This is a genomic window from Prochlorococcus marinus str. MIT 9312, from assembly GCF_000012645.1.
GTDB lineage: Bacteria > Cyanobacteriota > Cyanobacteriia > PCC-6307 > Cyanobiaceae > Prochlorococcus_A > Prochlorococcus_A marinus_L.
This window is the reverse complement of sequence record NC_007577.1, coordinates 1280861-1307041: the sequence shown is the minus strand read 5'-3', so window position 1 is coordinate 1307041 and position 26181 is coordinate 1280861. Positions and strand designations below refer to the sequence as shown.

Annotated in this window: 30 protein-coding genes; 18 read left to right on the top strand and 12 right to left on the bottom strand. The window is 32.7% G+C overall.

Annotated features, from left to right (window positions below):
• Window positions 1–26 precede the first annotated feature (26 nt).
• The gene (locus PMT9312_RS07185; protein WP_011376938.1) at window positions 27–698 is read left to right on the top strand and encodes a hypothetical protein; all 672 of its coding nucleotides are present in this window, start codon (window positions 27–29) and stop codon (window positions 696–698) included.
• Here PMT9312_RS07185 and sodX read toward each other — a convergent pair.
• The 3 genes from sodX to PMT9312_RS07170 all read right to left on the bottom strand — a co-directional run bounded on the left by sodX (window position 657) and on the right by PMT9312_RS07170 (window position 2182).
• A complete protein-coding gene (sodX, locus tag PMT9312_RS07180; protein ID WP_071813316.1) occupies window positions 657–1049 on the bottom strand; it encodes a nickel-type superoxide dismutase maturation protease in 393 nt (130 codons plus the stop codon). The two genes, PMT9312_RS07185 and sodX, sit on opposite strands and share 42 nt — an antisense overlap.
• Before the next feature lie 8 nt (window positions 1050–1057).
• Window positions 1058–1531: a superoxide dismutase, Ni gene (gene sodN, locus PMT9312_RS07175; RefSeq protein WP_011376936.1), complete on the bottom strand. Its 474-nt coding sequence runs from the start codon at window positions 1529–1531 to the stop codon at window positions 1058–1060.
• 78 nt (window positions 1532–1609) lie between these two features.
• On the bottom strand, window positions 1610–2182 hold the full coding sequence (locus PMT9312_RS07170; RefSeq protein WP_011376935.1) for an FKBP-type peptidyl-prolyl cis-trans isomerase: 573 nt from the start codon (window positions 2180–2182) through the stop codon (window positions 1610–1612).
• A gap of 86 nt (window positions 2183–2268) precedes the next feature.
• On the opposite strand from PMT9312_RS07170, the gene PMT9312_RS07165 reads away from it, so the two are divergent.
• Entirely contained in the window at window positions 2269–3756 is a 1488-nt protein-coding gene (locus tag PMT9312_RS07165) for an apolipoprotein N-acyltransferase (RefSeq protein WP_011376934.1), read from the top strand.
• Window positions 3757–3760: 4 nt separating this feature from the next.
• On the opposite strand, the gene mnmA is transcribed toward PMT9312_RS07165, so the two are convergent.
• Window positions 3761–4918, bottom strand: coding sequence for a tRNA 2-thiouridine(34) synthase MnmA (mnmA, locus tag PMT9312_RS07160; protein WP_011376933.1), 1158 nt, complete (start codon window positions 4916–4918; stop codon window positions 3761–3763).
• 46 nt (window positions 4919–4964) lie between these two features.
• On the opposite strand from mnmA, the gene PMT9312_RS07155 reads away from it, so the two are divergent.
• Window positions 4965–6530 (top strand): bifunctional ADP-dependent NAD(P)H-hydrate dehydratase/NAD(P)H-hydrate epimerase, encoded by a 1566-nt coding sequence (locus PMT9312_RS07155; protein ID WP_011376932.1) that lies wholly within the window; start codon window positions 4965–4967, stop codon window positions 6528–6530.
• Window positions 6531–6671: 141 nt separating this feature from the next.
• The gene (locus tag PMT9312_RS07150; protein ID WP_011376931.1) at window positions 6672–7613 is read left to right on the top strand and encodes an RpoD/SigA family RNA polymerase sigma factor; all 942 of its coding nucleotides are present in this window, start codon (window positions 6672–6674) and stop codon (window positions 7611–7613) included.
• A gap of 1 nt (window position 7614) precedes the next feature.
• Here PMT9312_RS07150 and pdhA read toward each other — a convergent pair whose 3' ends face one another.
• A complete protein-coding gene (gene pdhA / locus PMT9312_RS07145; protein WP_011376930.1) occupies window positions 7615–8688 on the bottom strand; it encodes a pyruvate dehydrogenase (acetyl-transferring) E1 component subunit alpha in 1074 nt (357 codons plus the stop codon).
• A 113-nt stretch (window positions 8689–8801) separates the two neighbouring features.
• On the opposite strand from pdhA, the gene PMT9312_RS07140 reads away from it, so the two are divergent.
• From PMT9312_RS07140 to PMT9312_RS07120, 5 genes are all read left to right on the top strand, one after another.
• Window positions 8802–10907 carry an IMS domain-containing protein gene (locus PMT9312_RS07140; RefSeq protein WP_011376929.1) on the top strand — a complete coding sequence of 702 codons (2106 nt, stop codon included), beginning with the start codon at window positions 8802–8804 and terminating at the stop codon, window positions 10905–10907.
• 47 nt (window positions 10908–10954) lie between these two features.
• Entirely contained in the window at window positions 10955–12424 is a 1470-nt protein-coding gene (gene ffh, locus PMT9312_RS07135; RefSeq protein ID WP_011376928.1) for a signal recognition particle protein, read from the top strand.
• 54 nt (window positions 12425–12478) lie between these two features.
• A complete protein-coding gene (rpsP, locus tag PMT9312_RS07130; RefSeq protein WP_011376927.1) occupies window positions 12479–12844 on the top strand; it encodes a 30S ribosomal protein S16 in 366 nt (121 codons plus the stop codon).
• Between the two features lie 36 nt (window positions 12845–12880).
• Window positions 12881–13837, top strand: a complete 957-nt coding sequence (locus tag PMT9312_RS07125; RefSeq protein ID WP_011376926.1) for a PhoH family protein — start codon at window positions 12881–12883, stop codon at window positions 13835–13837.
• Between the two features lie 72 nt (window positions 13838–13909).
• The gene (locus PMT9312_RS07120) at window positions 13910–14647 is read left to right on the top strand and encodes a Bax inhibitor-1/YccA family protein (protein ID WP_011376925.1); all 738 of its coding nucleotides are present in this window, start codon (window positions 13910–13912) and stop codon (window positions 14645–14647) included.
• Between the two features lie 51 nt (window positions 14648–14698).
• On the opposite strand, the gene PMT9312_RS07115 is transcribed toward PMT9312_RS07120, so the two are convergent.
• Window positions 14699–15226 carry a hypothetical protein gene (locus PMT9312_RS07115; RefSeq protein WP_011376924.1) on the bottom strand — a complete coding sequence of 176 codons (528 nt, stop codon included), beginning with the start codon at window positions 15224–15226 and terminating at the stop codon, window positions 14699–14701.
• 38 nt (window positions 15227–15264) lie between these two features.
• Between PMT9312_RS07115 and era the strand changes: the two genes are divergently transcribed.
• From era to larB, 6 genes are all read left to right on the top strand, one after another.
• Complete coding sequence (era, locus tag PMT9312_RS07110) at window positions 15265–16176, top strand: GTPase Era (RefSeq protein WP_011376923.1); 912 nt, start codon at window positions 15265–15267, stop codon at window positions 16174–16176.
• Window positions 16177–16914: a tRNA (guanosine(37)-N1)-methyltransferase TrmD gene (gene trmD, locus PMT9312_RS07105; protein ID WP_011376922.1), complete on the top strand. Its 738-nt coding sequence runs from the start codon at window positions 16177–16179 to the stop codon at window positions 16912–16914.
• A gap of 124 nt (window positions 16915–17038) precedes the next feature.
• Entirely contained in the window at window positions 17039–18286 is a 1248-nt protein-coding gene (locus tag PMT9312_RS07100; protein ID WP_011376921.1) for a polysaccharide biosynthesis/export family protein, read from the top strand.
• Between the two features lie 168 nt (window positions 18287–18454).
• On the top strand, window positions 18455–18958 hold the full coding sequence (gene ispF, locus PMT9312_RS07095; RefSeq protein ID WP_011376920.1) for a 2-C-methyl-D-erythritol 2,4-cyclodiphosphate synthase: 504 nt from the start codon (window positions 18455–18457) through the stop codon (window positions 18956–18958).
• The gene (locus PMT9312_RS07090) at window positions 18955–19401 is read left to right on the top strand and encodes a TIGR03792 family protein (protein WP_011376919.1); all 447 of its coding nucleotides are present in this window, start codon (window positions 18955–18957) and stop codon (window positions 19399–19401) included. Before ispF ends, PMT9312_RS07090 begins: the two co-directional genes overlap by 4 nt.
• Complete coding sequence (larB, locus tag PMT9312_RS07085) at window positions 19398–20054, top strand: nickel pincer cofactor biosynthesis protein LarB (RefSeq protein ID WP_011376918.1); 657 nt, start codon at window positions 19398–19400, stop codon at window positions 20052–20054. The genes PMT9312_RS07090 and larB overlap by 4 nt, the downstream gene beginning before the upstream one ends.
• Before the next feature lie 4 nt (window positions 20055–20058).
• Here larB and PMT9312_RS10060 read toward each other — a convergent pair whose 3' ends face one another.
• The 5 genes from PMT9312_RS10060 to PMT9312_RS07070 all read right to left on the bottom strand — a co-directional run bounded on the left by PMT9312_RS10060 (window position 20059) and on the right by PMT9312_RS07070 (window position 22723).
• Window positions 20059–20190, bottom strand: a complete 132-nt coding sequence (locus PMT9312_RS10060) for a hypothetical protein (protein WP_011376917.1) — start codon at window positions 20188–20190, stop codon at window positions 20059–20061.
• Between the two features lie 67 nt (window positions 20191–20257).
• Window positions 20258–20425: a hypothetical protein gene (locus PMT9312_RS09870; RefSeq protein WP_011376916.1), complete on the bottom strand. Its 168-nt coding sequence runs from the start codon at window positions 20423–20425 to the stop codon at window positions 20258–20260.
• A gap of 112 nt (window positions 20426–20537) precedes the next feature.
• Complete coding sequence (thiS, locus tag PMT9312_RS07080) at window positions 20538–20747, bottom strand: sulfur carrier protein ThiS (RefSeq protein WP_011376915.1); 210 nt, start codon at window positions 20745–20747, stop codon at window positions 20538–20540.
• Window positions 20737–21792 (bottom strand): thiamine phosphate synthase, encoded by a 1056-nt coding sequence (locus PMT9312_RS07075; RefSeq protein ID WP_036924342.1) that lies wholly within the window; start codon window positions 21790–21792, stop codon window positions 20737–20739. Before PMT9312_RS07075 ends, thiS begins: the two co-directional genes overlap by 11 nt.
• 7 nt (window positions 21793–21799) lie before the next feature.
• Window positions 21800–22723 carry a bifunctional riboflavin kinase/FAD synthetase gene (locus tag PMT9312_RS07070; RefSeq protein ID WP_011376913.1) on the bottom strand — a complete coding sequence of 308 codons (924 nt, stop codon included), beginning with the start codon at window positions 22721–22723 and terminating at the stop codon, window positions 21800–21802.
• A gap of 68 nt (window positions 22724–22791) precedes the next feature.
• Here PMT9312_RS07070 and PMT9312_RS07065 point away from each other — a divergent pair, with 68 nt between their 5' ends.
• Window positions 22792–23325, top strand: a complete 534-nt coding sequence (locus PMT9312_RS07065; RefSeq protein WP_011376912.1) for a DUF3611 family protein — start codon at window positions 22792–22794, stop codon at window positions 23323–23325.
• Here PMT9312_RS07065 and surE read toward each other — a convergent pair.
• On the bottom strand, window positions 23305–24114 hold the full coding sequence (gene surE / locus PMT9312_RS07060) for a 5'/3'-nucleotidase SurE (RefSeq protein ID WP_011376911.1): 810 nt from the start codon (window positions 24112–24114) through the stop codon (window positions 23305–23307). The two genes, PMT9312_RS07065 and surE, sit on opposite strands and share 21 nt — an antisense overlap.
• 69 nt (window positions 24115–24183) lie before the next feature.
• Here surE and pheS point away from each other — a divergent pair, with 69 nt between their 5' ends.
• Together pheS and PMT9312_RS07050 are read left to right on the top strand one after the other, a co-directional pair.
• Window positions 24184–25191: a phenylalanine--tRNA ligase subunit alpha gene (pheS, locus tag PMT9312_RS07055; RefSeq protein WP_036924346.1), complete on the top strand. Its 1008-nt coding sequence runs from the start codon at window positions 24184–24186 to the stop codon at window positions 25189–25191.
• Between the two features lie 70 nt (window positions 25192–25261).
• Window positions 25262–26170: an NAD(+) kinase gene (locus PMT9312_RS07050; protein ID WP_011376909.1), complete on the top strand. Its 909-nt coding sequence runs from the start codon at window positions 25262–25264 to the stop codon at window positions 26168–26170.
• Window positions 26171–26181: the final 11 nt, after the last annotated feature.

The following is a 26181-nucleotide window of genomic DNA, read 5'->3' as shown; positions in this document are numbered from 1 at the left end:
ATTAAACAGAGTTGTACTGAATATATATGCAGACTGTAATTTTAACAGGTATAGTTGCAGGATTTGTGCATGTTGTTAGTGGCGCTGATCATCTAATTGCAATGGCACCAGCAGCGATTAATGATCCCCGAAAAGCTCTTAAAAATAGTTTCTCATGGGGCTTAGGACATTCTTCAGGAGTCCTCTTGTTAGCTTTTATAGCGATTTTTATTAAGGATATTACGCCATTAAACAAATTTTCCAATTTTGCTGAATTCCTAGTTGGAATTTCTCTCCTAATTGTTGGAGTATTTGCTATAAAAAATTCTTTTCAATTAAGTATCCATTCTCATTCCCATAAGCATGAGAATGGAATTGCCCATCGTCACTTTCACTTTCATGTTAAGGAACAAAAAAATAATAATAAGCACTCACATGCTTTGACAGGTTTAGGCTTGCTACACGGTATAGCTGGAGGTTCGCATTTTCTTGCAGTTCTTCCTGCTTTAGCACTACCTTTAACAAGTGCTTGCTTATATTTGATTTCATATTTGATTGGTTCACTAACAAGTATGAATCTTTTTACTTGTTTAATATCTTTTACCACCTTTAAAGCAAGTCAAAAATTTATTAAAAGATTAAAAGCTATAGCAGGAGGGCTTTCCTTTTCTTTGGGATTATTTTGGATTCAAAGAAGTGCTTCTGTTTTTTTGAATTAAAAAATTTTTTAGTTTAGGAATAATTAATTTAGAGGTGACAATCCCAATTATTTTTTCGTTATTGATTAATCCAAATTTATTACTATCTTCGCTAAATTCAATATTGTCGCCAAGAACCTCAATATTATTTTGATTCACTGAATTTATCCTTTTAATTAGGTTTTTATTTTTAAGTGGATGATTAAAAATAACTATTTGTCGATTTTTTAGTATTGATTTATTCTTTTTATATTTTTTAAAAAATACGATATCTCCTTCTTTTAGGGAGGGCAACATAGAGTCACCAGCTATTATCGCGGTTTTTCTTAAACCTATGAAAAATAAAATAAAATCAAAAAAACTTTTGAAAATAATTCTGATTAACTAGCTTTTACAAAAGCGTCTGATCTTCCTTTTGAAGCCCAGAAAATATTATGAATCTTTTCTACATAACTCATGAGTTCTTCAGCTTGAGCTAAATCAATATTAACTTTGCATGCACTGCATAATTTGGCCGCCTTCCAAATAGTTTCATGTAAGTCCGGATAAGTTTCTAAATGAACTGGTTTAAAGTAATCTGTCCACAAAATTAGAATTTCTTTCTTTGTTTCTTTTGCTTGCTCTTCTTTAACTGCAACATATCTAGAAAATGTATTACTGTATGTAGCCCATTCTGCTGAATCAGTACTAGAAGGAACTTCTAGTGCAATAAGTTTTTTTGTCATTGATAAAACTGCTTCAGCAGCAACTCTCGTAGATGCTGGATCATAAACACCACAAGGACCATCACAGTGAGCATGGACTGTCATTGGGGATTTTTTATCTAGAAAAGAATTGATGAATTTACTTAACATTTCAAATATTTGGTGTTGTATATATATTACTTGGCGATTAACTAAATTGAAAAGTCTTAAATACTTTTCTTACTTAATTTAATTGACTTTTAATAATTCAACTTCAAATATCAAAGTTGCATTGGCGGGTATAACATTTCCTGCCCCTCTTGATCCATATCCAAGTTCCGGAGGTATTGTTAATTTTCTTTTGCCTCCAACTTTCATGCCTACGACACCTTCGTCCCAACCTTTTATTACTCGTCCAGCACCTAAGGGAAAGCTGAATGGAGCTCTACCGATACTGGTATCAAATTTTGTCCCGTCTTCTAAAGTTCCTGTATAATTTACTGTAACTGTTTGCCCAGCACTAGCTTCATCTCCTTCTCCATTTACGATATCCGAAATAATTAGACCACTTTCTGTAGTCCTTGAATTGCTTTCTGATTGTGTTTCTTCTGCCATAGCGAAAAGTATAGGATTTGGATCTGATGGGTCTAGCTCAAATAAATTATTATTTGAAACATTTGATGATTTTGCAACAGGTGTTTTTTGAATTAACTGAGTTTCTGATTCGGCAGCATTAACAACTTGTGGTGAATTAAATTGACTGAAAAGAGTTAATGAAACACAAAAAACAAAAACCGCAAAACTAATAAAGACTTCTTTCACTTAAATTTTGAAAGTTACTAAAACTAATCTTACAGAATAAAGGTACAATAAATGCGTGATTATAAATTTAATTTCGTAATTTTAGATTGTTAATCCAGACTCAAATTAAAAGTTTAAGACAATATTTTTACCCTTGTTTAGGTGGGATTTTAGGAGGAATTTCAGTCTCAACTCACTTTTGGCTGATTTTTATGCCGATATCTTTATTTATTTTATGGGAGGGAAGTGAAAGAAAAATAGCAAATTTTTGGTGGGGTTTTTTCTTTGTTTTGATAAGTCATTCATGGTTATATGATCTTCATCCATTAACATGGCTCGGGTTTTCATGGTTTGCAAGTTTAATAATTGCGATTTCAATATTATTATTTTGTGCTTTTTGGGGTGGGTTATTAGTTTATTTATGGGGGCTGTTAGTTGAAATGATTCTCTGGAGAGAGGATGTTTTTAAAATGAAAATTATGCCTTTAACCATAAAAGTATTTTTTTTATCTTTGACTTGGGGGATTGGTGAATTGATACTTTCTCAAACACCTTTTTTCTGGATAGGTTTAGGAGAGAGTCTTATCCCAGGAGATATTTATCTTGCTGTTTTGGCAAGATGGATTGGTGCAAGTGGTTTATGCGTATTACAAATATTGATTGGGTTTTGGATTTTTTTAAGTCACGGTAGATGGAGAAGAAAACTTCATTTTAAAAAAATATTTATTTTTGGACTTTTGATAATTGTTTTCTTACATTTATTTGGGGCCCTAACAAATCCAATAAAAAGAAATTCTGAATTTCCTGTGGCTATTTGGCAAACAAATATCCCAACTAGAGAAAAATTAAAAATAGATGATGAGTTTATTAAAGAAAAACAATCTATAGCTCAAGAATATGCTTTAGCCAATCAAGCAAAACTACTTGTTGCTCCTGAAGGAACTCTATCTAATAATTTTTATTTTTCTAAAGGCATTAAGGTTAATACTTTGGTAGGAGGTTTCAGAAATTTAGATAATGAGTTGAGAAGTTCTTTACTCGGATTTCAAATTGGAGATAAATCTTTTACCTCTTTCATAGATAAAAATAGACTTGTTCCATTAGGTGAAAAAATACCTAGATTTCTAAATAGTTTTTCAAGAGGATTATCTGCAGTAGGAGGAATTCAACCAGGCTCTGATTCAAGATTTTTCGATCCTAAATTTACACCCCCATTAGCAGTAGCTATCTGTTACGAAATTAGTGATGGAGTGAAAATAAGAAAGGCTATTAATAGCGGTGCAAAACTAATAATTACTGTAGCAAATTTAGATCCCTATCCAATTAAGCTGTATAATCAATTCCTTTCTTTGGCTAGGTTAAGAAGTATTGAAAATAAGAAAAATAATTTACTCGTATCAAACACAGGCCCTTCGGGTTTGGTTCAGGATGATGGAAAAATAATTCAAATGCTAGATTTAAATGTTGAGCAAAATGAAATAGTGTTCCCTAATTTTTCATCCGAAAAGACTTTCTATACAAAATTTGGAGATAACCCTATTTTAATTTTGTTTATATTTTTTATGGGATTAAATATCTTTTGGAAAATTAATTAATTAATTAATTAATTAATCCACCACCTAATAAAATTTCCCCTTTATAAAAAACTGCAGCTTGTCCGGGCGTTACCGAACTTTGACTTTCTTCAAAAATTAATTTAAATGTATTCGCTGGATTATCTGAATTTTTCATAGGTATTAAAGTTCCTTTTACTGGATGACTTCTATATCTGATTTGTGCTTCTACTTCTATCTCTTGCTTAGGTTCTTCTATTGAAACCCAGTTAACCTTACTAATTATTGCTTCTCTATTAAATAGATCACTTTTATCTGCCACATAAACAATGTTTTTTACCCTGTCTAAACTTTTTACATATAATGGTTCAGGCCAAGCAATGCCCAAACCTTTTCTTTGGCCTATTGTAAAGTGATGAATACCATTGTGAGTGCCTAGGACTTTCCCATTTACATGTATTATTTCTCCTTCTTTGGGTTCAATGTGTTTGTCGATAAATCTCTGCATTGATCCATAATGCTCAACTAAACATAAATCTTGACTTTCTGGTTTTTGAGCGGTTCTAAGGCCTAATCTCAGGGCTTCCTTTCTAGTTTCTTCTTTTTTCATTTCACCAAGAGGAAATACTAATCTGCTTAGTACTTCTTGTGAAAGAGAATAAAGAAAATAACTTTGGTCTTTGTTCTCGTCAGTACCTCTGAGCAGAAGGAAGTCCTTAAATACAAAGCTCTTGTAATCAAGTGTTTCAGCATAAGATGATTTTTTTATCCTTGCGTAATGTCCTGTCGCAATATGAGTAAAGTCTTTTTTGTTTATTGCGTAATTAAGCATCTCTTCAAACTTCACATTCTTATTGCACATCGAACATGGAAGTGGAGTGAATCCTTTCTCGTAGCCTTCAGTAGTTTTTTTAATTACCTCTCTTTCGAAAATTTCTCTTGAATCTATTATTTTATGATTAATTCCTAAATCTTCACAAAGGCCAGCAGCATCTACTAATCCTTCAGAACAACAGGAGCCTTGTCCTTTCATTAGCCAAAGAGTTAGTCCCTCAACATCCCAGCCACTTTCTACAAGAAGAGCAGCTGAAAGGGAACTATCTACGCCACCAGAAAGACCTACAATAATATTTTTCTTCTTTTTAGTTTTATTATTATTAGAAAAATTGTTCTCTAATTTTTTATCCTTTTGTGTCTTTAACATGGAAATTTAAATTTTTGAACAGTACTTCAATTGCTTTGTACTAATTATGAACGAAATTATATGGCCAACAATTGACTCAAAACATTTAATTGTTGATTCAAAGCAAATGTTGATACTAGAGAAAGAAATGTTTTCTGATGGGATGCCCCAAGCAGCATTGATGGAAAAAGCTGGTATCCAAATTAGTAGATGGCTTTTAAAAAGGAAACCTCTTCTAAAGAATGGAATAACTGTTTTAATAGGTCCTGGGCATAATGGCGGGGATGGTGCCGTAATAGCTAGAGAGCTTTTTTTGCAAGGATATTTAGTTAAGGTATGGTGTCCATTCCCAATAAAAAAAACATTAACAATTGACCACGTTAATTATCTTACATCTATTGGTGTCACAAAATTAGAAGAGGCCCCCGATGCGAATGGGAAAGAACTCTGGATTGATGCTGTTTTTGGTAACAATCAAACAAGAAAAGTTGATATTAAATTAATTAAATTATTTAATCAGAAATTTCATAACAAATATGGCAAGGTAATAAGTATTGATATTCCTACAGGATTATGTCCTGATAAAGGAGAGCCTGTTTTTGATGATGCAGTAAAGGCAGATTATACTTTAGCTGTAGGTCTTAATAAAATTGGGTTAACGCTAGATTCTGCTCTACCTTTTATTGGAGAATTGAACCATATTGATGTTGGGGTACCTATTAGTAAATTGTCCAATGTTGAAAAAAAGATTTTTAAGGTTACTTACAAAGATTTAAAAAATATTGATTTACCTTTTCTACCAAAAAATTCCAACAAATATAAAAGAGGAAGAACATTATTAATCGCCGGGAGTGAAAAATATCCTGGCGCTGCATACTTAGCATTAAAAGGGGCCATATCAAGTGGAGCAGGTTTTATCTCTGCTGTCCTGCCAGATTTGGTTGCTGAATCTATTTGGCAAGTTGCTCCAGAAATAGTTTTAAAAGGAACTATGCAATCTAATCAAAATGGAAATGCATCTTTATTAAGTGCATTAAAGAATATTGATTTAAGTGCATTTGATTCATTAGCTGTAGGTCCAGGGATAGGAATTGATAGTGATGATTGGGAAAAATCAAAAGACTATCTTTTGAGTTTTGAAGGATTATTGATCTTGGATGCAGATGCACTCAATAGAATCTCGGAATCTAAATTAGGATCAAAATTTTTTTTAGGGAGGAAATTCAAAACATGGATTACACCTCATAGCAAAGAGTTTTCAAGGTTATTCCCTAATATCAAAGGTGAGACTAATGTTGAAATAGCTCTTAATGCAGCAAAAGAATTTAATATAAGTGTTTTGTTAAAGGGAGCTAATAGCACAGTCGCTGACAATAAAAAAGCATGGCAACTTTTTGGAACCGATTCTCAGACAGCCAGAGCAGGATTGGGTGATCTTTTATCTGGATTTGTGGCGGGCAGTTCTGCGATTGATTTAACCTTTAGTAGAAATATAACAACCGAATTTTTTGCTAAATATGTACTTTTGCATTCATTTGCTGCATCAAAGTGTAAAAAGGGATCAAATGCATCTGCAATTGGTGATGAATTATCTAAACTAATGAGAAATAGGAAAACGAGACAAATATCTTGAAAGAAACAATTTAAGAGAGTTATTTTTAGTTTTAAACACATAAATAAACAAATATTACATGAAATCTGAAGCGCGCATTAAATATTCCGCTATTTTCAAAAAAATGTAGGAAAGTTTTAATACCTTGATTTAGGTCATAAAATGGTTTCAACATTAGGAGTTCCAGCAGAACCACCAAAGAGAAGAGGTAATGATCCGATAAGCTGGTATTTGCAAAATATCGGTAGGGTTCCTTTGTTAACTCCTGCTGAAGAGATTGAATTGGGCAATCAAGTTCAGAAAATGATGATTCTCACCGAGGATGGTCAATTAAATGAAAAAATTAAAGAATTTACAACGCAGCAAAAAAGAATAATAAAAATTGGTAGAAGAGCTAAAGAGAGAATGATGAAAGCTAATTTAAGATTAGTTGTCAGTGTCGCAAAAAAATATCAGGGCAAAGGACTCGAACTTCTTGATTTAGTTCAAGAAGGATCTCTTGGTTTGGAGAGGGCTGTTGAAAAATTTGATCCTACAAGAGGATATAAGTTTTCTACTTACGCTTTTTGGTGGATCCGACAAAGTATGACAAGAGCAATTGCTTGTCAATCAAGAACAATCCGTTTACCAGTTCATTTAAGCGAAAGATTAGCCGCTATACGAAAAGTTAGTAGGGAATTAGCTCACAAACTTGGTGCGATGCCAAGCAGAATTGAAATTGCAGAAGCAATGGATATTGATGTTGAAGAATTAGATTCTGTCTTAAGACAAGCTTTATCAACAAGTAGTTTAGATGCTCCAGTTAATGGTGATGATGGCAGGAGCTTTTTAGGTGATTTAATAGCAGATAGTAATACTGAAGAGCCTTTAGATAAAGTTGAACAGAAAATGCATCAAGAACAACTTGGGAAGTGGTTAAGCCATCTAAGCGAGCAAGAGCAACATGTTCTTAAATTAAGGTTTGGGCTAGATGGGAATGAAAGACATACTCTTGCTGAAATAGGAAGATTATTAGAAGTTTCTAGGGAAAGAGTTAGACAAGTTGAACTAAAGGCATTAAGAAAATTAAGAAATTTAACCAGAAAATTACCCAGTGGGATTTAATCTAATCTTCAGCCCAAATATATTTAGTTAATTCTTGTGAAGGAGGTTCAGGTGCTTCTAAAGCATTTTTAACTGACTCAGATATTTCGGTATCAATTTTCTTCTCAATAATTTTTAATTCTTCTTCCGTTGCAAATTTACCATTAATAATTTCGTGGGCTAATTTCTTAATGGGATCTCTTTTACTCCAAAACTCTTTCTCTCTTTCAGACCTTAATTCATCTGGATCTGCAAGAGAATGTCCTCTGTATCTATAAGTCAAGCATTCTAAAAGTGTGGGCCCTTCTCCCGCTCTAGCACGCTCAATTGCTCTTTGTGCCGCTCCTCTCACTGCTAATACATCCATCCCATCAACTTCCTCGCCATGCATTCCAAAAGCAGAGGCTTTTCTCCAGATTTCAGGATTGCTAGTGGCTCTATCGTGAGCCATACCAATAGCCCATTTATTATTCTCAACAACAAAAATTATGGGTAATTTCCATAATTGGGCCATATTTAAACATTCAAAAAACTGCCCATTATTGCAAGTCCCATCTCCAAAGAATGCTGCAGTTACAGAATCACTACTATTATTGCCAGCAACTTCCTTTTTGTATTTACTTGAAAAGGCTGCACCTAAAGCTACTGGAATTCCTTCTCCAATAAATGCATATCCTCCTAGTAAGTGATGCTCTTTTGAAAATAAGTGCATGGACCCCCCTCGGCCTTTGCTACAACCTGTAGCTTTACCAAAAAGTTCACTCATTACTTCAAAGGAGGGAACACCAGCGCTTAGTGCATGAACATGATCGCGGTAAGTGCTACAAAACCAATCATGTTTCTTTCTCATAGCACCAATTACTCCCGTGCTTATAGCCTCTTGCCCGTTATATAAATGAACGAAACCAAACATTTTCCCCCTGTAATACATTTCTGCACACTTATCTTCGAATCTTCGACCAAGCGTCATGTCTTCATAAAGAAATAATCCGGTTTCTCGATCTAATTTGGCTTTTTTTATGTCTTGAAGATTTGAGATTCTCTCTACATGTGTTTCCAAGAAAAATACCTTAATGAAGTTTTGATTTGTTAACATTCTAAGCTGTGAAGGGCGATTTTCATTATTTTTTTTTAAAAGTCTATAAGACCTTATGAAAAAAATTTTTAACTTGATAAAATTTGTCTAAGAATTTTCAATAGGATAATTGTTTGGAACTCCCTTTAGACCATTTTCGTTTAATTGGCGTAAGCCCCTCTGCAACCTCTGAGGAAATATTAAGGGCGTTTCAATTACGGCTGGACAAAACGCCTGATGAAGGTTTTACTTACGAAGTTTTAACCCAAAGATCGGAGTTGCTTCGCCTAACTGCTGATTTACTTACAGATCCAGAAAGTAGGAGAGAGTACGAAAATTTGTTATTAAATGGGGCATCTGGACTGGAGTTTTCCTCAAATAGAGAAGTGGCAGGATTAATACTTCTTTGGGAATCGGGTTCCCCAAAAGAAGCGTTTAAAATCACAAGAAAAGCATTACAGCCGCCACAAACTCCAGCTTTAGGAAGTAGTAGAGAAGCTGATTTAACTTTATTGGCTGCTTTAACAGCTAGAGATTCTGCAATTCAAGAACAACAGCTTAGATCCTATTCAAACGCTGCAGACTTTTTACATGAGGGTATACAACTTCTTCAAAGAATGGGAAAGCTTGGAGAAAGAAGGAAAGAACTTGAAGAAGACTTGGTTGCTCTGCTTCCTTACAGGATCCTAGATCTACTTAGTAGGGATTTAAATGAACAGGAGTCTCATAAAAAAGGCTTAACTATGTTGGAAAATTTAATAATTAAAAGAGGTGGCTTGGAAGGTAATAATAAATCTGAATATGGAGATTATCTAAATCAGCAAGAATTTGAAGCCTTTTTTCAACAAATAAAGCCGTATTTGACAGTTCAAGAACAGATTGATTTGTTTCTTGAATTACAAAAAAAAGGATCATTAGAAGCAGGATTTTTAGCTTTTCTATCCTTGTCAGCAATTGGTTTCTCAAGAAGAAAGCCGGAAAAATTATTTGAAGCCAGGAGAATCTTGAAGAAACTGAATTTATCAGGTCTTGATTCAATGCCTCTTATTGGTTGTCTAGACTTGCTTTTGGCAGATATTGATCAGGCATCTGCAAGGTTCTCTAGCAGTTCTGATGAGAAATTACGGGATTGGCTTAATAATTATCCAGGAAATAAGTTAGAAGCGATATGTGTTTTTTGTAAAAATTGGTTAGAGAATGATGTTTTAGTTGGCTATAGAGATATTGACTCAAAAGAGGTGGATTTAGATTCTTGGTTTGAAGATAGGGAAATTCAAGAATTTATTGAGAAATTAGAAAAGAAATCAAATAAAACTACAATCAAATCAAATCTTCAGAATCAACAGATTGAAAAAGAATCTTATACAAAAATTACTGATGCTTTTGATAGTAATATAGCCAATGCTGATGAAAGGAGATTACCTTGGCCAGGTGGGATAAAACAAGAATATGAAAAACTTGACTTAGAAGAAAATAAATTTAATGAGGAAATATTTAAAAATAAACCAATAGAGTTTTATAGGTACTTAATTGAAAAAATTGCTGAATTAAAGTTTAGTTTTGGGGAATTTTTGAAAAATCAAGAGTTTAATAATAATTCACCTTACTTAATTTATCTATATGCGTTTTTGATATTATTTGCATTTGGTATTGGGATTGGATTTTTAAGAAATAATTTTAAAAATTCAATTCAAGATAAAACTGTTACGGATAAACCTTTAATAGCTGTAGATAAAAATGAAAAGGTTATAGATAAAGTAATTATTAAAGAAATCAAAAAAGACTCTCTAAATGAATTGAAGCCTATTATTAAAAACCCCAATGCCAAGAATTCCTTTCAGGTTAAAGAAGTCAATCAAGCCTCGCCTTCTTTAGAAGATATAAGAAATTTAATTAATGTTTGGCTTATAAGTAAAAGTAATTACTTAGCTGGAAAGAGTGAAATTAATCTCTCCAAGATTGTTAGTAATGGTTTGATTGACAGAACAATTGAAGAAAGAAAAAATGATATAAAGAAAGGAATATACAAAGAAATTAATTCCCAAATAATTAAGATAGATTTGGAATCACAAACTTCTTCGAGGATAGTTGTTTTAGTTGAATTAAATTACTTAGAAAGAATAATAAAGAGTTCTGGAGAGTTTGTTAATGAAACATCGTTGACTCCTCTAAAAGTCAAATATATTTTGGGTTTTTCTAATAAATCATGGAAGTTGGTTGATTTTGTAAGCGGCCTGTAAATATAAACTTCTAGATCATCTATAATAATTAAAATTACTTTTTAATAATGTTTGATGAACTCTCATCACGCTTTGAAGACGCAGTAAAAGGTTTAAGAGGCGAGGCAAAAATTAGTGAAAACAATATAAATGATGCCTTGAAGGAAGTTAAACGAGCATTATTAGATGCCGATGTTAGTTTATCTGTAGTAAAAGAGTTTATATCAGATGTAAAAGATAAAGCTATTGGAGAAGAAGTGGTTAGGGGTGTAAACCCAGGTCAAAAATTTATAGAAGTTGTTAATAAAGAATTGATTAATATTATGGGGAATGAAAATTCTCCATTAAATGAAAATCAAAGTAGTCCTACTGTAATTTTAATGGCTGGACTTCAGGGAGCTGGTAAAACAACTGCGACAGGAAAATTGGGCCTTTATCTGAAGGAAAAAGATAAAAAAGTTCTTTTGGTGGCTGCAGATATTTATCGACCAGCAGCTGTAGAGCAACTTAAAACATTGGGCAGTCAATATGATTTAGAAGTTTTTTCGGCGAAAGAAAAAAATAGCAAACCAGAGGAAATAACAAAGGATGCATTGAATTATGCGAATGAAAATAATTTTAACTCGATCATTATTGACACTGCAGGAAGATTGCAAATAGATGATTCAATGATGAGTGAAATGGTTCGGATAAAAGAAGTTTCTAATCCTGATGAGGTTTTGCTTGTTGTTGATTCTATGATTGGGCAAGAAGCTGCTGACTTGACAAAGTCATTTCATGAAAAAGTAGGTATTTCAGGAGCGATATTAACAAAGTTGGATGGAGACTCAAGAGGAGGCGCAGCTTTATCAATAAGAAAAATAAGTGGTAAACCAATTAAATTTATTGGTGTAGGCGAAAAAATAGAGGCACTGCAACCATTCCATCCAGAAAGAATGGCCAGCAGAATTTTAGGAATGGGCGATGTATTGACATTAGTAGAAAAAGCCCAAAAAGAAGTTGAGCTTGCTGATGCTGAAGTAATGCAAAAGAAACTCCAAGAAGCAACTTTTGATTTTAATGATTTTGTTAAGCAAATGAGATTAATTAAAAGGATGGGTTCACTTGGTGGATTGATAAAGTTAATACCTGGAATGAATAAAATAGACGATGGGATGATAAAAGATGGTGAATATCAACTTAAGAAAATAGAATCTATGATCTCCTCTATGACTCTTGAGGAGAAACAAAAACCTGAGGTTCTTGCTGCTCAACCTTCAAGAAGACAAAGGATCGCTCAGGGTAGTGGATATGAAGCAAAAGATGTAGATAAAGTATTGGCTGATTTTCAAAGAATGAGAGGTTTCATGAAACAAATGTCGAATGGAGGAATGCCAGGAATGGGAGGAATGCCAGGAATGGGAGGAATGCCAGGAATGGGAGGAATGCCAGGAATGGGAGGAATGCCAGGAATGGGAGGAATGTCAGGAATGAGTAGTAACAAACCGATGAAAAAACAAAAAAATAATAAAAAGAAAAAAGGGTTTGCTGATTTATAGTTTCTAAATTCTTACCTTTAAATGATATTATTATTAAAAACGTATTAATTTAAGATGATTAAGTTGCGCCTTAAGCGCTTTGGAAAGAAAAAAGAAGCAAGTTTCAGAATTGTTGCATGCAATAGTACTTCCAGAAGAGATGGTAGACCTCTACAAGAGCTAGGTTTTTATAATCCAAGAACTAAGGAAACTAGGCTTAATACGGAAGCTTTGAGGATAAGACTTACTCAGGGTGCGCAGCCAACTGATGTCGTGAGGAATTTGTTAGAAAAGGGAGGGTTATTAGAAAAAAAAGAAAGACCCTCAATTGCAATAGGTAAAGCAAAGTTAGAGAAGGAAAAAGTAGCTAAAGCTAAGATCAAAAACGAAGAAAATGATAGTAGTAAAGCTGAAAGCGATAGTAATGAAGCTGAAAGCTAGTGGTTTGATAAATTTTTATTCTTATACAACAACTAAATGAAGGAAGTTTCCAAAACTGGTCACTTCACAATTGATTTGCCAAGCTCTGATGCTGCTACAGCATTATCTGGGCCTGGAAATTCTTTCTTGAAAAAGTTTGAGTCTCTAACAGGAGTTTCTTTAACTATAAGAGGCTTACAACTTGAGATGAATGGAGTTATATCTAAGATTGAGAGGGCATCAGCATTAGTAGAGCTGACAAGACCAATTTGGGAACAAGGGCTAGAAGTCCCAGAGGTAGATCTTAAAGCCGCTTTAAGTTCTTTAAATATGGGAGAGTCCTCTTCACATGCTGAACTTGGGAAAAAAGTTCTTGCGCGTTCCAAGGAGGGAAGATATTTAAGACCAAGAACTATAAGACAAAAAGAATATGTTGAATCAATTGAAACCTTTGATCTTACGTTCGCAATTGGTCCAGCTGGAACTGGTAAGACATTTTTGGCAACTGTTTGCGCAGCAAGACTATTGAACGAGAAAAAAATAGAAAAAATTGTTTTAACAAGACCAGCCGTAGAAGCTGGTGAAAGTTTGGGATTTCTTCCTGGAGATTTGCAACAAAAAGTAGATCCATATTTAAGACCCCTATTTGATTCTTTGCATAGTATTTTCGGACTTGATAGAACAAATTCGTTAATAGATAAAGGAATTATTGAAGTTGCTCCTTTAGCATTTATGAGAGGCAGAACCTTGGATAACTCTTTGGTAATTTTAGATGAAGCACAAAATACAACTTGCTCTCAAATGAGAATGTTTTTAACCAGATTAGGTGAGAGATCAAAAATGGTTGTAAACGGAGATATTACTCAAATTGATTTAAAAAGAGATCAGGAAAGTGGCCTCATCGAAGCATCAAGAATTTTCTCTGAGACTGAAGGTATAAAATTTTGTTACTTAACTGTTGAAGATGTAGTTCGTCATCCTTTAGTTCAGAAAATTATTGAGGCTTATCAATAACTTTGTATCTCTGGTGATCCGTACCCTAGAATTTTAAAAATCAAGTAGAATAGAATTATATTTAAAAAAAAAATGCCAGCAAGTAGTAATTTTAATCAAGCTATTCGTGAAGCACAAACTAGTTCAATTGTTGGACCTAATGTTGTTCAAAAAGCTCTACCATATGTTGGTGGAGGTATGGTTCTAACTTCTTTAGGCGTTTTAGCAGGTGTTTCACTCATAGCAACAAATCCTGGACTTTTCCAGCCTCTCTCAATAGTTGCTTTAATTGCAGAATTGATTTTGTTTTTTATAGCAACAAGCGCTGCGAATAATGCAAATAACGCAAAGGCCTTGCCTTTACTTACAGGCTTTAGTTTACTAACCGGATTCACCTTAAGCGGAATAGTTGCTTTAGCAATAGGAACAATAGGTATCGGTTCAGTTGGGACTGCAGCATTAGCTACGGGTATAACTTTTGTGATTGCCTCATACACTGGCCAAAGAATGAGCGATAGTGTTGGTCAAGCATTAAGTGGAGTTGTTGGCCTCGGTCTAATAGGTCTGCTCATAGCAATGTTTTTCCAATTAATTGGAGGATTCTTTGCTCCAAGTGTTTTTGGAGGCTCAGGACTTGAATTGATAATTGCAGGATTTGGAACTGTCTTATTTGTTGCAATGTCTTTTGTAGATTTCTATACAATGCCAAGAAGATATAATGATGATCAATACCTGGCAGGGGCTTTAGGTATGTATCTAACTTATATAAACCTTTTCGTCTTTATATTGAGATTAATGATTGCACTTCAAGGCGGAGGAAGAAGAGACTAAACCAAATATTTAAATATTTATCTAAAAGCGTAGATTATTTTCTACGCTTTTTTATTGGGCAATATCAAGAATTTGTTTTTTTATAAATTCCTTTTGCTTTGAATCATATTTTGTTGAATTATCAAAACTATTTCCCATATTATCTAGGTCCTTAATTAAATGATTAATAGTCTTTGTAACTAATTTTGTATCGAGCATTCTCAAAATACCCTTACACCTATCGGAAATATTTTCTGATGTTATCTCATATTCATGATTATTTTCTCTTCGATGAACAATAATTTGAGCAGAACTCATTATTAAATTTTTTACTACTATTTTTACTACTTCATCTCCACCTTCGTTAAGTTTGAAAACCAATGAAAAAGGAAGTTTATCTAACAAAAAACAATCTTTATCTGATAAAGCGTACGCAAAAAATCCCCTAAGTCCATTCTTTGTTTTAATTAGCTCTGCTATCCTATCTGCTAAAACTTCTTCGCTGAGCAAATCTTCTCCCCACTCTCTACACCATAGTGCTGATATATTTATTGCCTGATTAAACGAAGCTTTTTTTAAATTTATGGTTTTTTTTTTCATTTTTGATCAGAATTTTATTATTGATACACTAAAAGTCTTTGGCCAATTATAGATCTGGATTTGTAACTTTACTAGGAAGGCCAAACGTAGGTAAATCTACTTTAATAAATAAGTTGATTGGAGAAAAAATAACAATTACTTCTCCAATAGCGCAAACTACTAGAAATAAATTAAAAGGAATACTTACTACAAAAAATGGGCAAATAATTTTTGTAGATACACCAGGTGTTCATAAACCTCATCATCGCCTTGGAGAAATATTAGTAAAAAATGCAAAATCAGCAATTAATGGGGTTGATATGGTTATTGTTGTTGTTGATTCAAGTGAAGAGCCTGGTAGAGGTGATGAATATATAATGAACTTTTTAGTCGCAAATCAAACTGAATTTATTGTTGCATTAAATAAGTGGGATTTGGTAAATGAAGAATTCAGGAAGTTACGATTAGATCAATATAGAAAATTTTTTGGAATTAATAGAAATTTTCAAATTTTAAGTGCCTCTCAAGGAGAAGGATGTTCTGAATTAGTCAATATGCTACTTACTTTTCTTCCAGAGGGACCAAAACTTTATGATGAAGATATGATATGCGACCAACCATTAGATAATTTATTATCTGATTTAGTAAGAGAGCAGGTATTAATAAATACAAGAGAAGAAGTACCTCATAGTGTTGCAGTAAGAATTGAGAAGATAGAGGAAATGAAAAGAAAAAATGGCAAAAGTTTTACGGCTATTTTGGCCACTATTATTGTTGAAAGATCAACACAAAAAGGAATTCTAATTGGAAAGAAAGGCTCAATGTTAAAAATTATTGGTCAGTCAGCAAGATCAAATATGTCAAAATTAATTAATGGCCCAGTTTACTTGGAGTTGTTTGTGAAAGTTGTTCCAAATTGGAGAAAAAAAGAATCAAGGCTACTTGAGTTTGGTTATGAGGAAGATTTCTAGATGAATAGTTTTAATATTGATGTAATTACATTATTACCTAAAGCTTTTGAATTAATTAAGAATTTAGGTGTTATAACAAGAGCTCTAGATAAGAATTTGATTAATGTTAATTTACATGATTTAAGAGAATATGGAGAAGGTTCTTACAGACAAGTAGACGATAAGCCTTATGGCGGAGGAGCAGGAATGGTCTTAAAACCTGGCCCTATTTTTAAAGCGCATGAATCAATTAATAAATTTCCTAAAAGTAAAACTTTATTGATGACCCCACAGGGTAAAGTCTTAAAGCAAAAGGATTTTGTGAGATGGTCAACTTTGGATCAAATAATAATTATTTGTGGTCAATATGAAGGTTTTGATGAAAGGGTTAGATGCTTAGCTGATGAGGAGATATCTATAGGAGATTATGTACTTTCTGGAGGAGAAATTCCTGCGTTGTCAATAATTAACGGTTTGACCAGATTATTGCCAGGAACACTTGGGGATCCAGATTCTTTGGTTAATGAGAGTCATAACTCACCTTTATTAGAGCACCCACAGTATACTAGACCTCAAATTTTTAGGGATATGAAAGTTCCAGATGTTCTCATTAATGGTAATCATAAAGAAATTGAACTTTGGAGAGAAGAGCGGATGTTAAAAAGAACAATTAAAAGAAGAAAAGATCTAATTAAAAATGAATTTTGTGATTTGCCAATCGATGAATATGATGGAGATGATTGGCTCTGGGATTTATAGGAAAGTTACTTCAGATATTATTTAAAAAAGATGATAAATTAAATAATTCTTCTCTAAATATCTCTAAAGATTAATTTTCTATTTTTCTAGATTAATAGTAAAATAATTAAAAAAAATATCAATTTTGCTACTCCAAAACAATTTTAAGAATATAGGTTTAAGGGTTATCTCTTTTAAGAGTAAATCGACTTTAGGGTTTTTTATATATTTTTTATTCTCAGTTTTTATATTTGATGCATCTAAAGCAGAAATTAATTTTCCAAAAACAAAAAATAATCAAATAGAAATTGAGTACTTAGATTCAAGAAATGAATTAGAGGATTATATTATTGATACTGGCGATTCAATTTATTTAGAATTCTATCCTGCTAAAGAATTAAATGGAATTTTTCCTGTTAGTAAAGAGGGAGAATTATATTTACCTAGGCTAAATGAAACTTTTGTAAGAGGATTGACTACTTCCGAGTTGAAAAAATTATTAGAAAAAAGATACTCTGAATTTCTTATTGAGCCAGATATAAAAGTAAGAATCGCAGTTTTCAAGAGTATTAGAGTATTAGTTAAAGGTGAGTTAAGAAATCCCGGTTTTTATAAATTCCCTTCTTATCGCTCATCTTCATTTATAAAGATCGATAAAAATAATAATTCTGATCTTGATTTATTGATAGACAATAATGAGCAATTGAGAATAGGTCAAATTTCACAATTAAATAATCAATCTTCTAATAATATAATGGTTAAAAGACCTAGTAAAAATCTTTTTTCCATTTCTGATGTTATTAGAAATGCTGGTGGTATAACATCCTTAACTGATTTATCTCGAATTGAAATTATTAGAGATGTACCTCTTGGAAAAGGTGGAGGGAAAAAGAGAGCAATTGTTGATTTTAATGCCTTTGTAAACAAATCTGATCCTACAAACGATATACGTATATTTGATGGAGATACTTTGTTTTTCCCTAAGTTAAGTAAGAAGGATATAGATCAAATACCGAAATCCATTTTATCGGGTATTTCTCCAAGGTTTATTAGCGTAAGTCTTTTTGGTAGAGTCGAAAGTCCTGGAGTTGTAAAAGTTCCACTTGAAGCTGCATTATCAGATGCGATTGATCTTACTGGACCAATCAAACCTCTCTCTGGAAAAATTGTTCTTATAAGGTACGAGCAAGATGGGACAGTAATAAAGAAAAATATTTCATATTCAGCAAGTGCTAAAAGAGGCTCTAAAAGGAATCCTTTTTTAAAAGAAAATGATTTAATAGCTGTTAAAAATAGTATTTTAGGAAAAACAACCGCTTTTCTTAAAGAAGTTACAGCTCCATTTGTGGGTATTTATTCAACTAAACAGACAATTGAAGGTTTCACAGATTAAGAAATAGGTTATCTTTATAATTATGATATTTATTATTATCTTTATAAATTTTCTTTTTGTTGGAAAACATTGAGCTAATAGTAATTATGTATTAATTATTTCTGTGAAAAATTTATTAGAAATTAAAGAATAATCACAGAGTTTATTTCGATTACAAAACCGGATAAAATGAACGATTTCACTCCAAAATTTAGAATTGGTAATGGATATGATATTCATAGATTAGTAACAGGAAGAAAACTTATTATAGGTGGAGTTAATTTAAAACATCCGGATAATTTGGGGTTAGATGGTCATAGTGATGCAGATGTGTTAACTCATTCAATAATGGATGCATTATTAGGAGCATTGTCTCTAGGAGACATAGGAAAATATTTTCCTCCTTCAGATGACAAATGGAAAGATGTAGATAGTCTAATTTTGTTATCGAAGGTTATTGATTTAGTTAGAAAGCAAGGTTGGGAAATAAATAATATTGATAGCGTTCTTGTTGCTGAAAGACCAAAAATTAAACCATTTGTTGAAATAATGAAAAAAAATCTCTCTAATACTCTAAAAATAGATAATAGTTTTATTGGAATAAAAGCAACTACGAATGAAAAGTTAGGACCAGAAGGTAGAGAAGAAGGAATAAGTTGTCACTCTGTAGTTTTACTCGAGAAAAAAGAATGAAAATAAATTCTAATTTTAAAAAGAGAATAAAAAGCTTTTTTTTCTTATTTTTCTCTTTATTTGTTTTTCTTAATCAAATTAATACTCATATTACTGAAGCAATCGCAATGGATAACTATAAACAAGAACTTGTCGTAGAAGAATTAAGACTTAAAGTTCCTGCTCAATATAAAGAAGTATGGTTAAAGACTGAAAAAAAAATTTGGGAGCCTTGGTTATCTTCTCAAGATGGTTTTTTGGGGAGACAATTATTTTGGGATAAAGAAAAAGAAGAGGCTTTAATATTGGTAAATTGGAAAAGTAAAAAATTATGGAAAAGCATACCAATGTCAGAAGTAAATGTAGTGCAAGAAAAATTTGAAGATAATGTTAAGACTGATTTAAATGTAAGTGAAAACCCTTTTGAATTGATTTACGAGGGAGAGTTAAATAAGCAAGTATGAATTTAGATATTAGGTTTGATTTTCAAAGAAGGGAAAGGCTTGGACTCATTGAAGCAATTTGGGGACAAGATAAGAGTATCGATCAATTAAAGAGATTATCTGAAAATGTATTAAGTAAAAATGAGGTTGTTTTCATTACTAGGATTAATAGTGAAAAAGCTATTGATCTTTTAGATTTTTATGATGATGCACGATTCTATGAAGAAGCAAAATGCCTGATAATTGGCAAAAATCTAAATAAACTTAATACAAATAAAAAAGTTGCCATAATTTCAGGCGGTTCTAGTGATTTGCCTGTAACACTTGAAGCTCAATTAGCGCTTGAAATCTATGGAGTTAATTGTCAATCTTTTATAGATGTTGGAGTGGCAGGACTTCATCGATTAATTAGTCAGTTAGAAGAAATCAATAAATACGATGTATTAATAGTTTGTGCTGGGATGGAAGGAGCTTTAGCAACTGTGGTGGGAGGATTGTTGGCGCAACCAATAATCGCAGTACCAGTCTCAGTCGGATACGGCGTTAGCAAGAATGGAGAAACTGCTTTAAATAGTATGTTGTCAAGTTGTTCTCCAGGCGTTGCAGTTATGAATATAGATAATGGTTACGGAGCAGCAATGGCAGCTCTAAGGATTATTAAAAGTATTTCGTAAATACTTACTTTTTTTCGATTTCTAATAGGTTTTCTATCCATAAATTGAGTTGTTTTGAAAGCATCCCTTCTTCTCTCATTTTGATTGCCTTAATCACGACCTCTGTGTTTACCCACTCTGGGAATCTTTTAGGCATTTATTTTTATATTCAGTATCTATAATTTGGTACATATTCTTGCAAAAACAAGATCTAAGTAACAAATTTAATCCTTTATGCTTGCTTTTGTCCCTAACCTAGACAATTCAGATGAAGTATGTTCACTTTCTACATTTTTTAATCTTTCTATCAACTCAGATAAATCTTTATGGGCCAACTCCCCATTTTGCTCCCACTTTAAGGACCTTGAATTATTATCGATTTTTTCTTTCATTTTTTTATTTAAGTATTAAGAATATAAAACGAAAAAAGAAAAAAATTGGTTATTGTTTCAAGCCTAAACTTAAAAAATTATGAAGATTTTTAATATACATAGATTTTATCTTTTAACCGCCGCCCACTATTGAAACGATTTCTAAATTATCTCCATCTTTAAGTTTTACTTTTCCCCATTTTATTGAATTAATAATTAAATTATTTAATTCAACAACAATTGTGTTGGGTTTATATCCCATGGAACTTAGCACTATAGATAGTAGAGCATTTTCTTGATCAAGTTCAATATTTTTTTCCTCTCCATTTACCTTAATTTTCATTAGACAAATCTTTTAAGATCATAATAGCGTCTTCTTTCGGATCTTCAGAATTCATTATTTGCGAAACTAAGGCAACTTTTTTAAAACCATGGCTTTTTAAAAATGAAATATTATTTGTCGTAACACCTCCGATAGCAAACCAAGGAATATTTAAATCTTTTGTTAATGTTTTGATCTTTTCAATACCTAAAGGTTTTTTGTTTTTTTTCGTTGAAGTTTCAAATACCGGTCCTATTCCTATGTAATCACAACCTTCTTTAAGAGCGTTAGAAATATCATTTTCATTATTTGCGCTTATGCCAATTATTTTTGAATACCCTAATAATTTTCTTGCAGTTTTTAAGTCTAAATCTTCTTGTCCGAGATGAACACCATCTGCATTTGATGCAATAGCTATATCAACCCTATCGTTAATGATGAATAATGAATTATATTTTTCACATAAATTCTTAATCTGAATCGCTTCTTCAAGATTATCTTTATCAGTTCCTGTTTTAAATCTATATTGAATAATTTTTACCCCTGCAATTAAGATATCTTCTATTATTCTTAATAAGTTTTTCTTTTGATCTGTTATTACATATAAATGAGTTTTGTATAATATTTCATCCGACTTTTTACGTTTGCTTAAATTTAACAAGTCAATCTCTAGATTATAAATTTCATATCTAATTTCTGAAGCGATTTTTGAAAGTTCATGATTATGGAGTCTTGAGAATTCTTCTATCACTCTTAAAGCTTCTTGCACTCTGCCTGCATTGGAACTTATTATTTGCTTAGGAGCTTTTCTTTTGAGTTGCTCTTGATGAGTCAACCCTTTACATTTGTCCTCATTGTAATTCCTGGATTGTTTATAAATTTCTAAATGATTTTTACCTAGAATTTGTCTAAAATTTTTTATCTTAGTTACAAAATTATTCTCCCCTAACCCAAATCTTGACCAATCTTCAAGAACTCTTAAGCCTTCTCGAGCTCTATCAAGATTTGCATCAATAATTTGAAAAATTCTTAAATCTTCAGGTTCTTTTGGGCTTGAATTCTGCATTAGAAACTTATTTTTTATGGTTTTTAAAAACCTTAAGGGCATAATCTCTATCTTCTTTAATTTGATTAGAGAGTTGATCTACATTTTGGAACTGGATTTGAGATCTCAGCTTTTCAACTGGTTCTACAGATAAATTCAAACCATAAAGATTCATATTTTTGTTAATGAGATGAACTTCAACTGCAGATGGCAATAATGGATTTATTGTTGGTTGAGAACCAAGATTCATAACAGATGGAATTTTCTGATTAGAATTTTCTATAATTGTCCACGCTGCGTAGACTCCTTCTCCTGGTAAAAACTTTCTACCATCTATTTCAAGATTTGCGGTGGGCCATCCTATTCTTTTCCCAATACCTTTACCTCTCACAACATTTCCATTAAAACTATAAGGCCTATTAAGAATTTTGTAGGCATTTTTCAGGTCACCGTTCAGTAATAAATCTCTTATTCTGCTGCTACTAATTCTACCTTCATTGTCTTCTAAAATTGGAGTTATTTTTAGTTTTATATCCATATTTTTAATCGTATTTTTTATGGTATTTACATCTCCACTTCTTCTATAACCAAACTTAAAATTAGCACCTACAAAAATATTTTTTGCTTGTAATTGATTTATCAAAATATCTCTTACAAAACTTTCAGCACTTAAATTAGATAGTTTCTTATCAAAAGGGATTAGAACTAATTGTTCAATCCCGAGATCTTCAAGAATAGGAAGTTTTTCTTCGGGGAGATCAAGCCTAAGGCGTGTCTCTTTGTATAAAATTTCTCTAGGATGAGGCCAGAAGCTCGCAATTGTTGGGGTATATTGATTTTCTTCAATAACGCTCTCGATTAATTTTCTGTGACCAGCATGTAGGCCATCAAAACTTCCAATTGCTATTGAAGTAGGATTCTTAACTTCAGATGGTGATATTAAAGAGATCAAAAGATTACGTGCAATTTTATGATTTTGATGGCAAATTTGAATAGATTATAGTTTATTCAAACAAATGAATGTCTGACAAAATTGATTTTCAGTCGCTCTCATTTGGAATGCGGCGTATTGGATGGATACGCTTTTGGGTTCAATCCATTTTAGGTGTTGTTGTTGCGGCTGTTTTGCTTTTTTCAAATGTTGTAAATAATAGCGAAGGACAGCTTGGATTAACGCCTGGACTATCACTAACAACAATTTCTTTAATTTTACTACTTTTTAGTCTTTGGCAAGGTTGGTTAATAGTTAGAACTGGTAGAGCAATTGCAAGCAACGCAAGACCCTCAAGAGGACAAACAAGTAAATTAATAAAAAGAGGCTTGGTAGTTGATTTACTAGGGACTTTGTTTGGGTTAGTTGGATATCAAGCACTTATGGGTGCGCTATTTATACAAGCATCATCTCAAACAACAGGGCAATTGATAACTGCAACATCTGATATCCCAATCACTGGGCTTGAGATTTTATCGGTGCTCAGTAATACACAAGTTATTGCTGCTCACTTTTTTGGACTTTGCTTTTCTTTATGGCTTTTAAGAAGGATTTACAAATGAATTATTTATCTTAGGCAATAACTCCAAACCACCTCTCCAAAATAAATCTGGTTCAACGGGTGTAAGCGATATTTTATTTTCTTGTATTTGAGATACATCACTGGGCCAATTTTTTGGACCGTAACCTTTTGATTTAAGATCTAAAACTACCTCACCTGCTAACCAATAATAATCATCACCCCTTGGGTCTTCCCGTTTAGAAAATTGATTTTTATATTTTCTGATTGATAATCTTGTCCAGGATAATTCTTTTATTTTATTTTTCTCGCAGGGAGGAATATTCAAATTTAGTAGAAGTGAAGGTGGCCAACTATCCTTAATTGCTTGTTCTGCAATATTTATTGCCATTTCTCCAGCAAATTCAAAATTCTTCCATTTAAAACTCGCAACACTTATTGCCATGGAGGGAACATTTTCTAAAGTTCCCTCCATGGCTGCTGCAACAGTGCCTGAACAAAAAATATCTGTCCCTAAATTTGGCCCGTGATTTATTCCAGATAGAACTAGATCAGGTTTATTATCCAAGAGCTCAGATAATGCTAATTTGACGCAATCAGCAGGCGTGCCCGAACATCCCCAAGCTTTGATCCCTCTCTCAAATAATTCGTCTGCCCTTTCCACTCTTAGTGGAGATTGCAAAGTAAGACCATGACCAGTAGCTGATCTTTCTTGGTCAGGACATACTACTGTTACCTTATGACCTCTCTTCTGTGCTGATTTGGCTAAAGCTCTTAATCCCTCTGCAAAAACACCATCATCATTACTAATTAATATATTTAACGATTCCATTATTCAATACATTTTATTTATGGACGATATTTAAGTAAGATGAAAGCAATACCTACTTTTACTATATCAGTGCGTCAAATTGAATCATTAAGTCAAATTGAGGAAAAACTAAATAATCTTTCTCTAACAGCAAAAAATAATATAGATAATGCTTCTACTCATGAAGAACTGGATAAATTAAGAGTTTCCTTACTAGGAAAAAAAGGTGATTTGTCAATAATTCTGAAAATAATGGGTCAATTATCTGCTGCCGAAAGACCAATTGTTGGCCAAAAAGCAAATTTTATAAAGATAAATTTGCAAGATTTACTTAATAAAAGAAAAAATCAATTAAATAATGAAGCCTTAGATCAGCAGATCAAAAATGAAAAAATTGATGTAACTATTCCTTCAATTGGAACACCTCCTGGAAGCAAGCATCCCTTAATTTCAACTCAAGATGAGATCATAGATATTTTTTGTGGTTTAGGTTATACCGTTGAAAGTGGTCCTGAAATAGAAAGTGATTTTTATAATTTTGAGTCTCTAAATATACCCAAAAATCATCCTGCAAGAGATATGCAAGATACTTTCTATTTAGATGAAAATCGACTTTTGAGGACCCATACTTCTCCCGTTCAGATAAGGTACTTAGAAAAAAATCCTCCTCCAGTAAGAATTATTGCTCCTGGGAGAGTTTATAGGAGAGATGCTGTAGATGCTACCCACTCTCCAGTATTTAATCAGGTTGAGGTTTTATGCATAGATCAAGATATAAATTTTAGCCACCTAAGAGGGACAGTTCTTACTTTTTTAAAGACTTTTTTTGGAGATATTCCTGTAAGATTTAGAGCTAGTTATTTCCCATTCACTGAACCCTCGGCCGAAGTGGACGTTCAATGGAAAGGTAAATGGTTAGAAGTAATGGGCTGCGGAATGGTAGATCCCAAGGTTTTGGAGAAATTAGGAATAGATTCTGAAAAATGGACTGGATTTGCAGCTGGATTAGGCGTTGAAAGATTTTGTATGGTAAGACATCAGATTGACGATATTAGAAAATTTTATACAAATGATCTTAGATTCTTAGAACAGTTTTAATAGAATTTAAGTTATAAATTATGATTGTCCAGCAAATTAGTTTAAAATAGTTGTAGTTTTAGTTTTTTGATTGGTACTTAAAGCAGGACTAATAGTTAATGATGGGAAAGAACTAGCCGTTCAAACCGCAAGTTCTGTTCAGGAAAAATTGGAAAAATCCAATTATGAGGTCATAAGGGTTAGTAGCTCTGGTGGAATGGTTGGATTTGCCAATCCTGATCAACATGTTCGTCCATTGGGATATACCAATTGTGTTCCCGAGGGGTTTGATTCCTCAATGGAATTTGCAATTGTTCTTGGCGGAGATGGAACTGTGCTTTCTGCTGCAAGGCAAACGGCACCTGCAAAAATTCCAATCCTTACAATAAATACTGGTCATTTAGGATTTCTTGCGGAAGCTTATTTATCCAACCTAAATGAAGCTATAGATAAAATTATTACTGGGAATTGGGATATTGAAGAAAGAACTTGTTTTATCGTTAGTGTAATGAGGAATGATCAGAGGAGGTGGGAGTCTCTCTGCCTTAATGAGATGGCCCTTCATAGAGAACCTCTTACAAGTATGTGTCATTTTGAGATCTCTATAGGAAGACATGCCCCTGTGGATATTTCGGCTGATGGTGTAATCTTATCTACTCCAACTGGATCTACTGCATATTCTCTTAGTGCTGGAGGACCAGTTATTACTCCTGATTGTCCAGTTGTTCAATTAACTCCAATTGCGCCGCATTCATTGGCATCAAGGGCACTAGTTTTTAATGATTCAGAGCCAGTAACTGTTTTCCCTGCAACTCCTGAAAGATTAGTAATGGTTGTGGATGGAAATGCTGGTTGTTACGTTTGGCCTGAAGATAGAGTTTTGATAAGAAAAAGTAAACACTCAGTTAAGTTTATTAGACTTGAAGATCATGAATTTTTTCAAGTATTAAGAAATAAACTAGGTTGGGGATTACCCCATGTGGCTAAACCAAACAAATAAAAATTATCTTA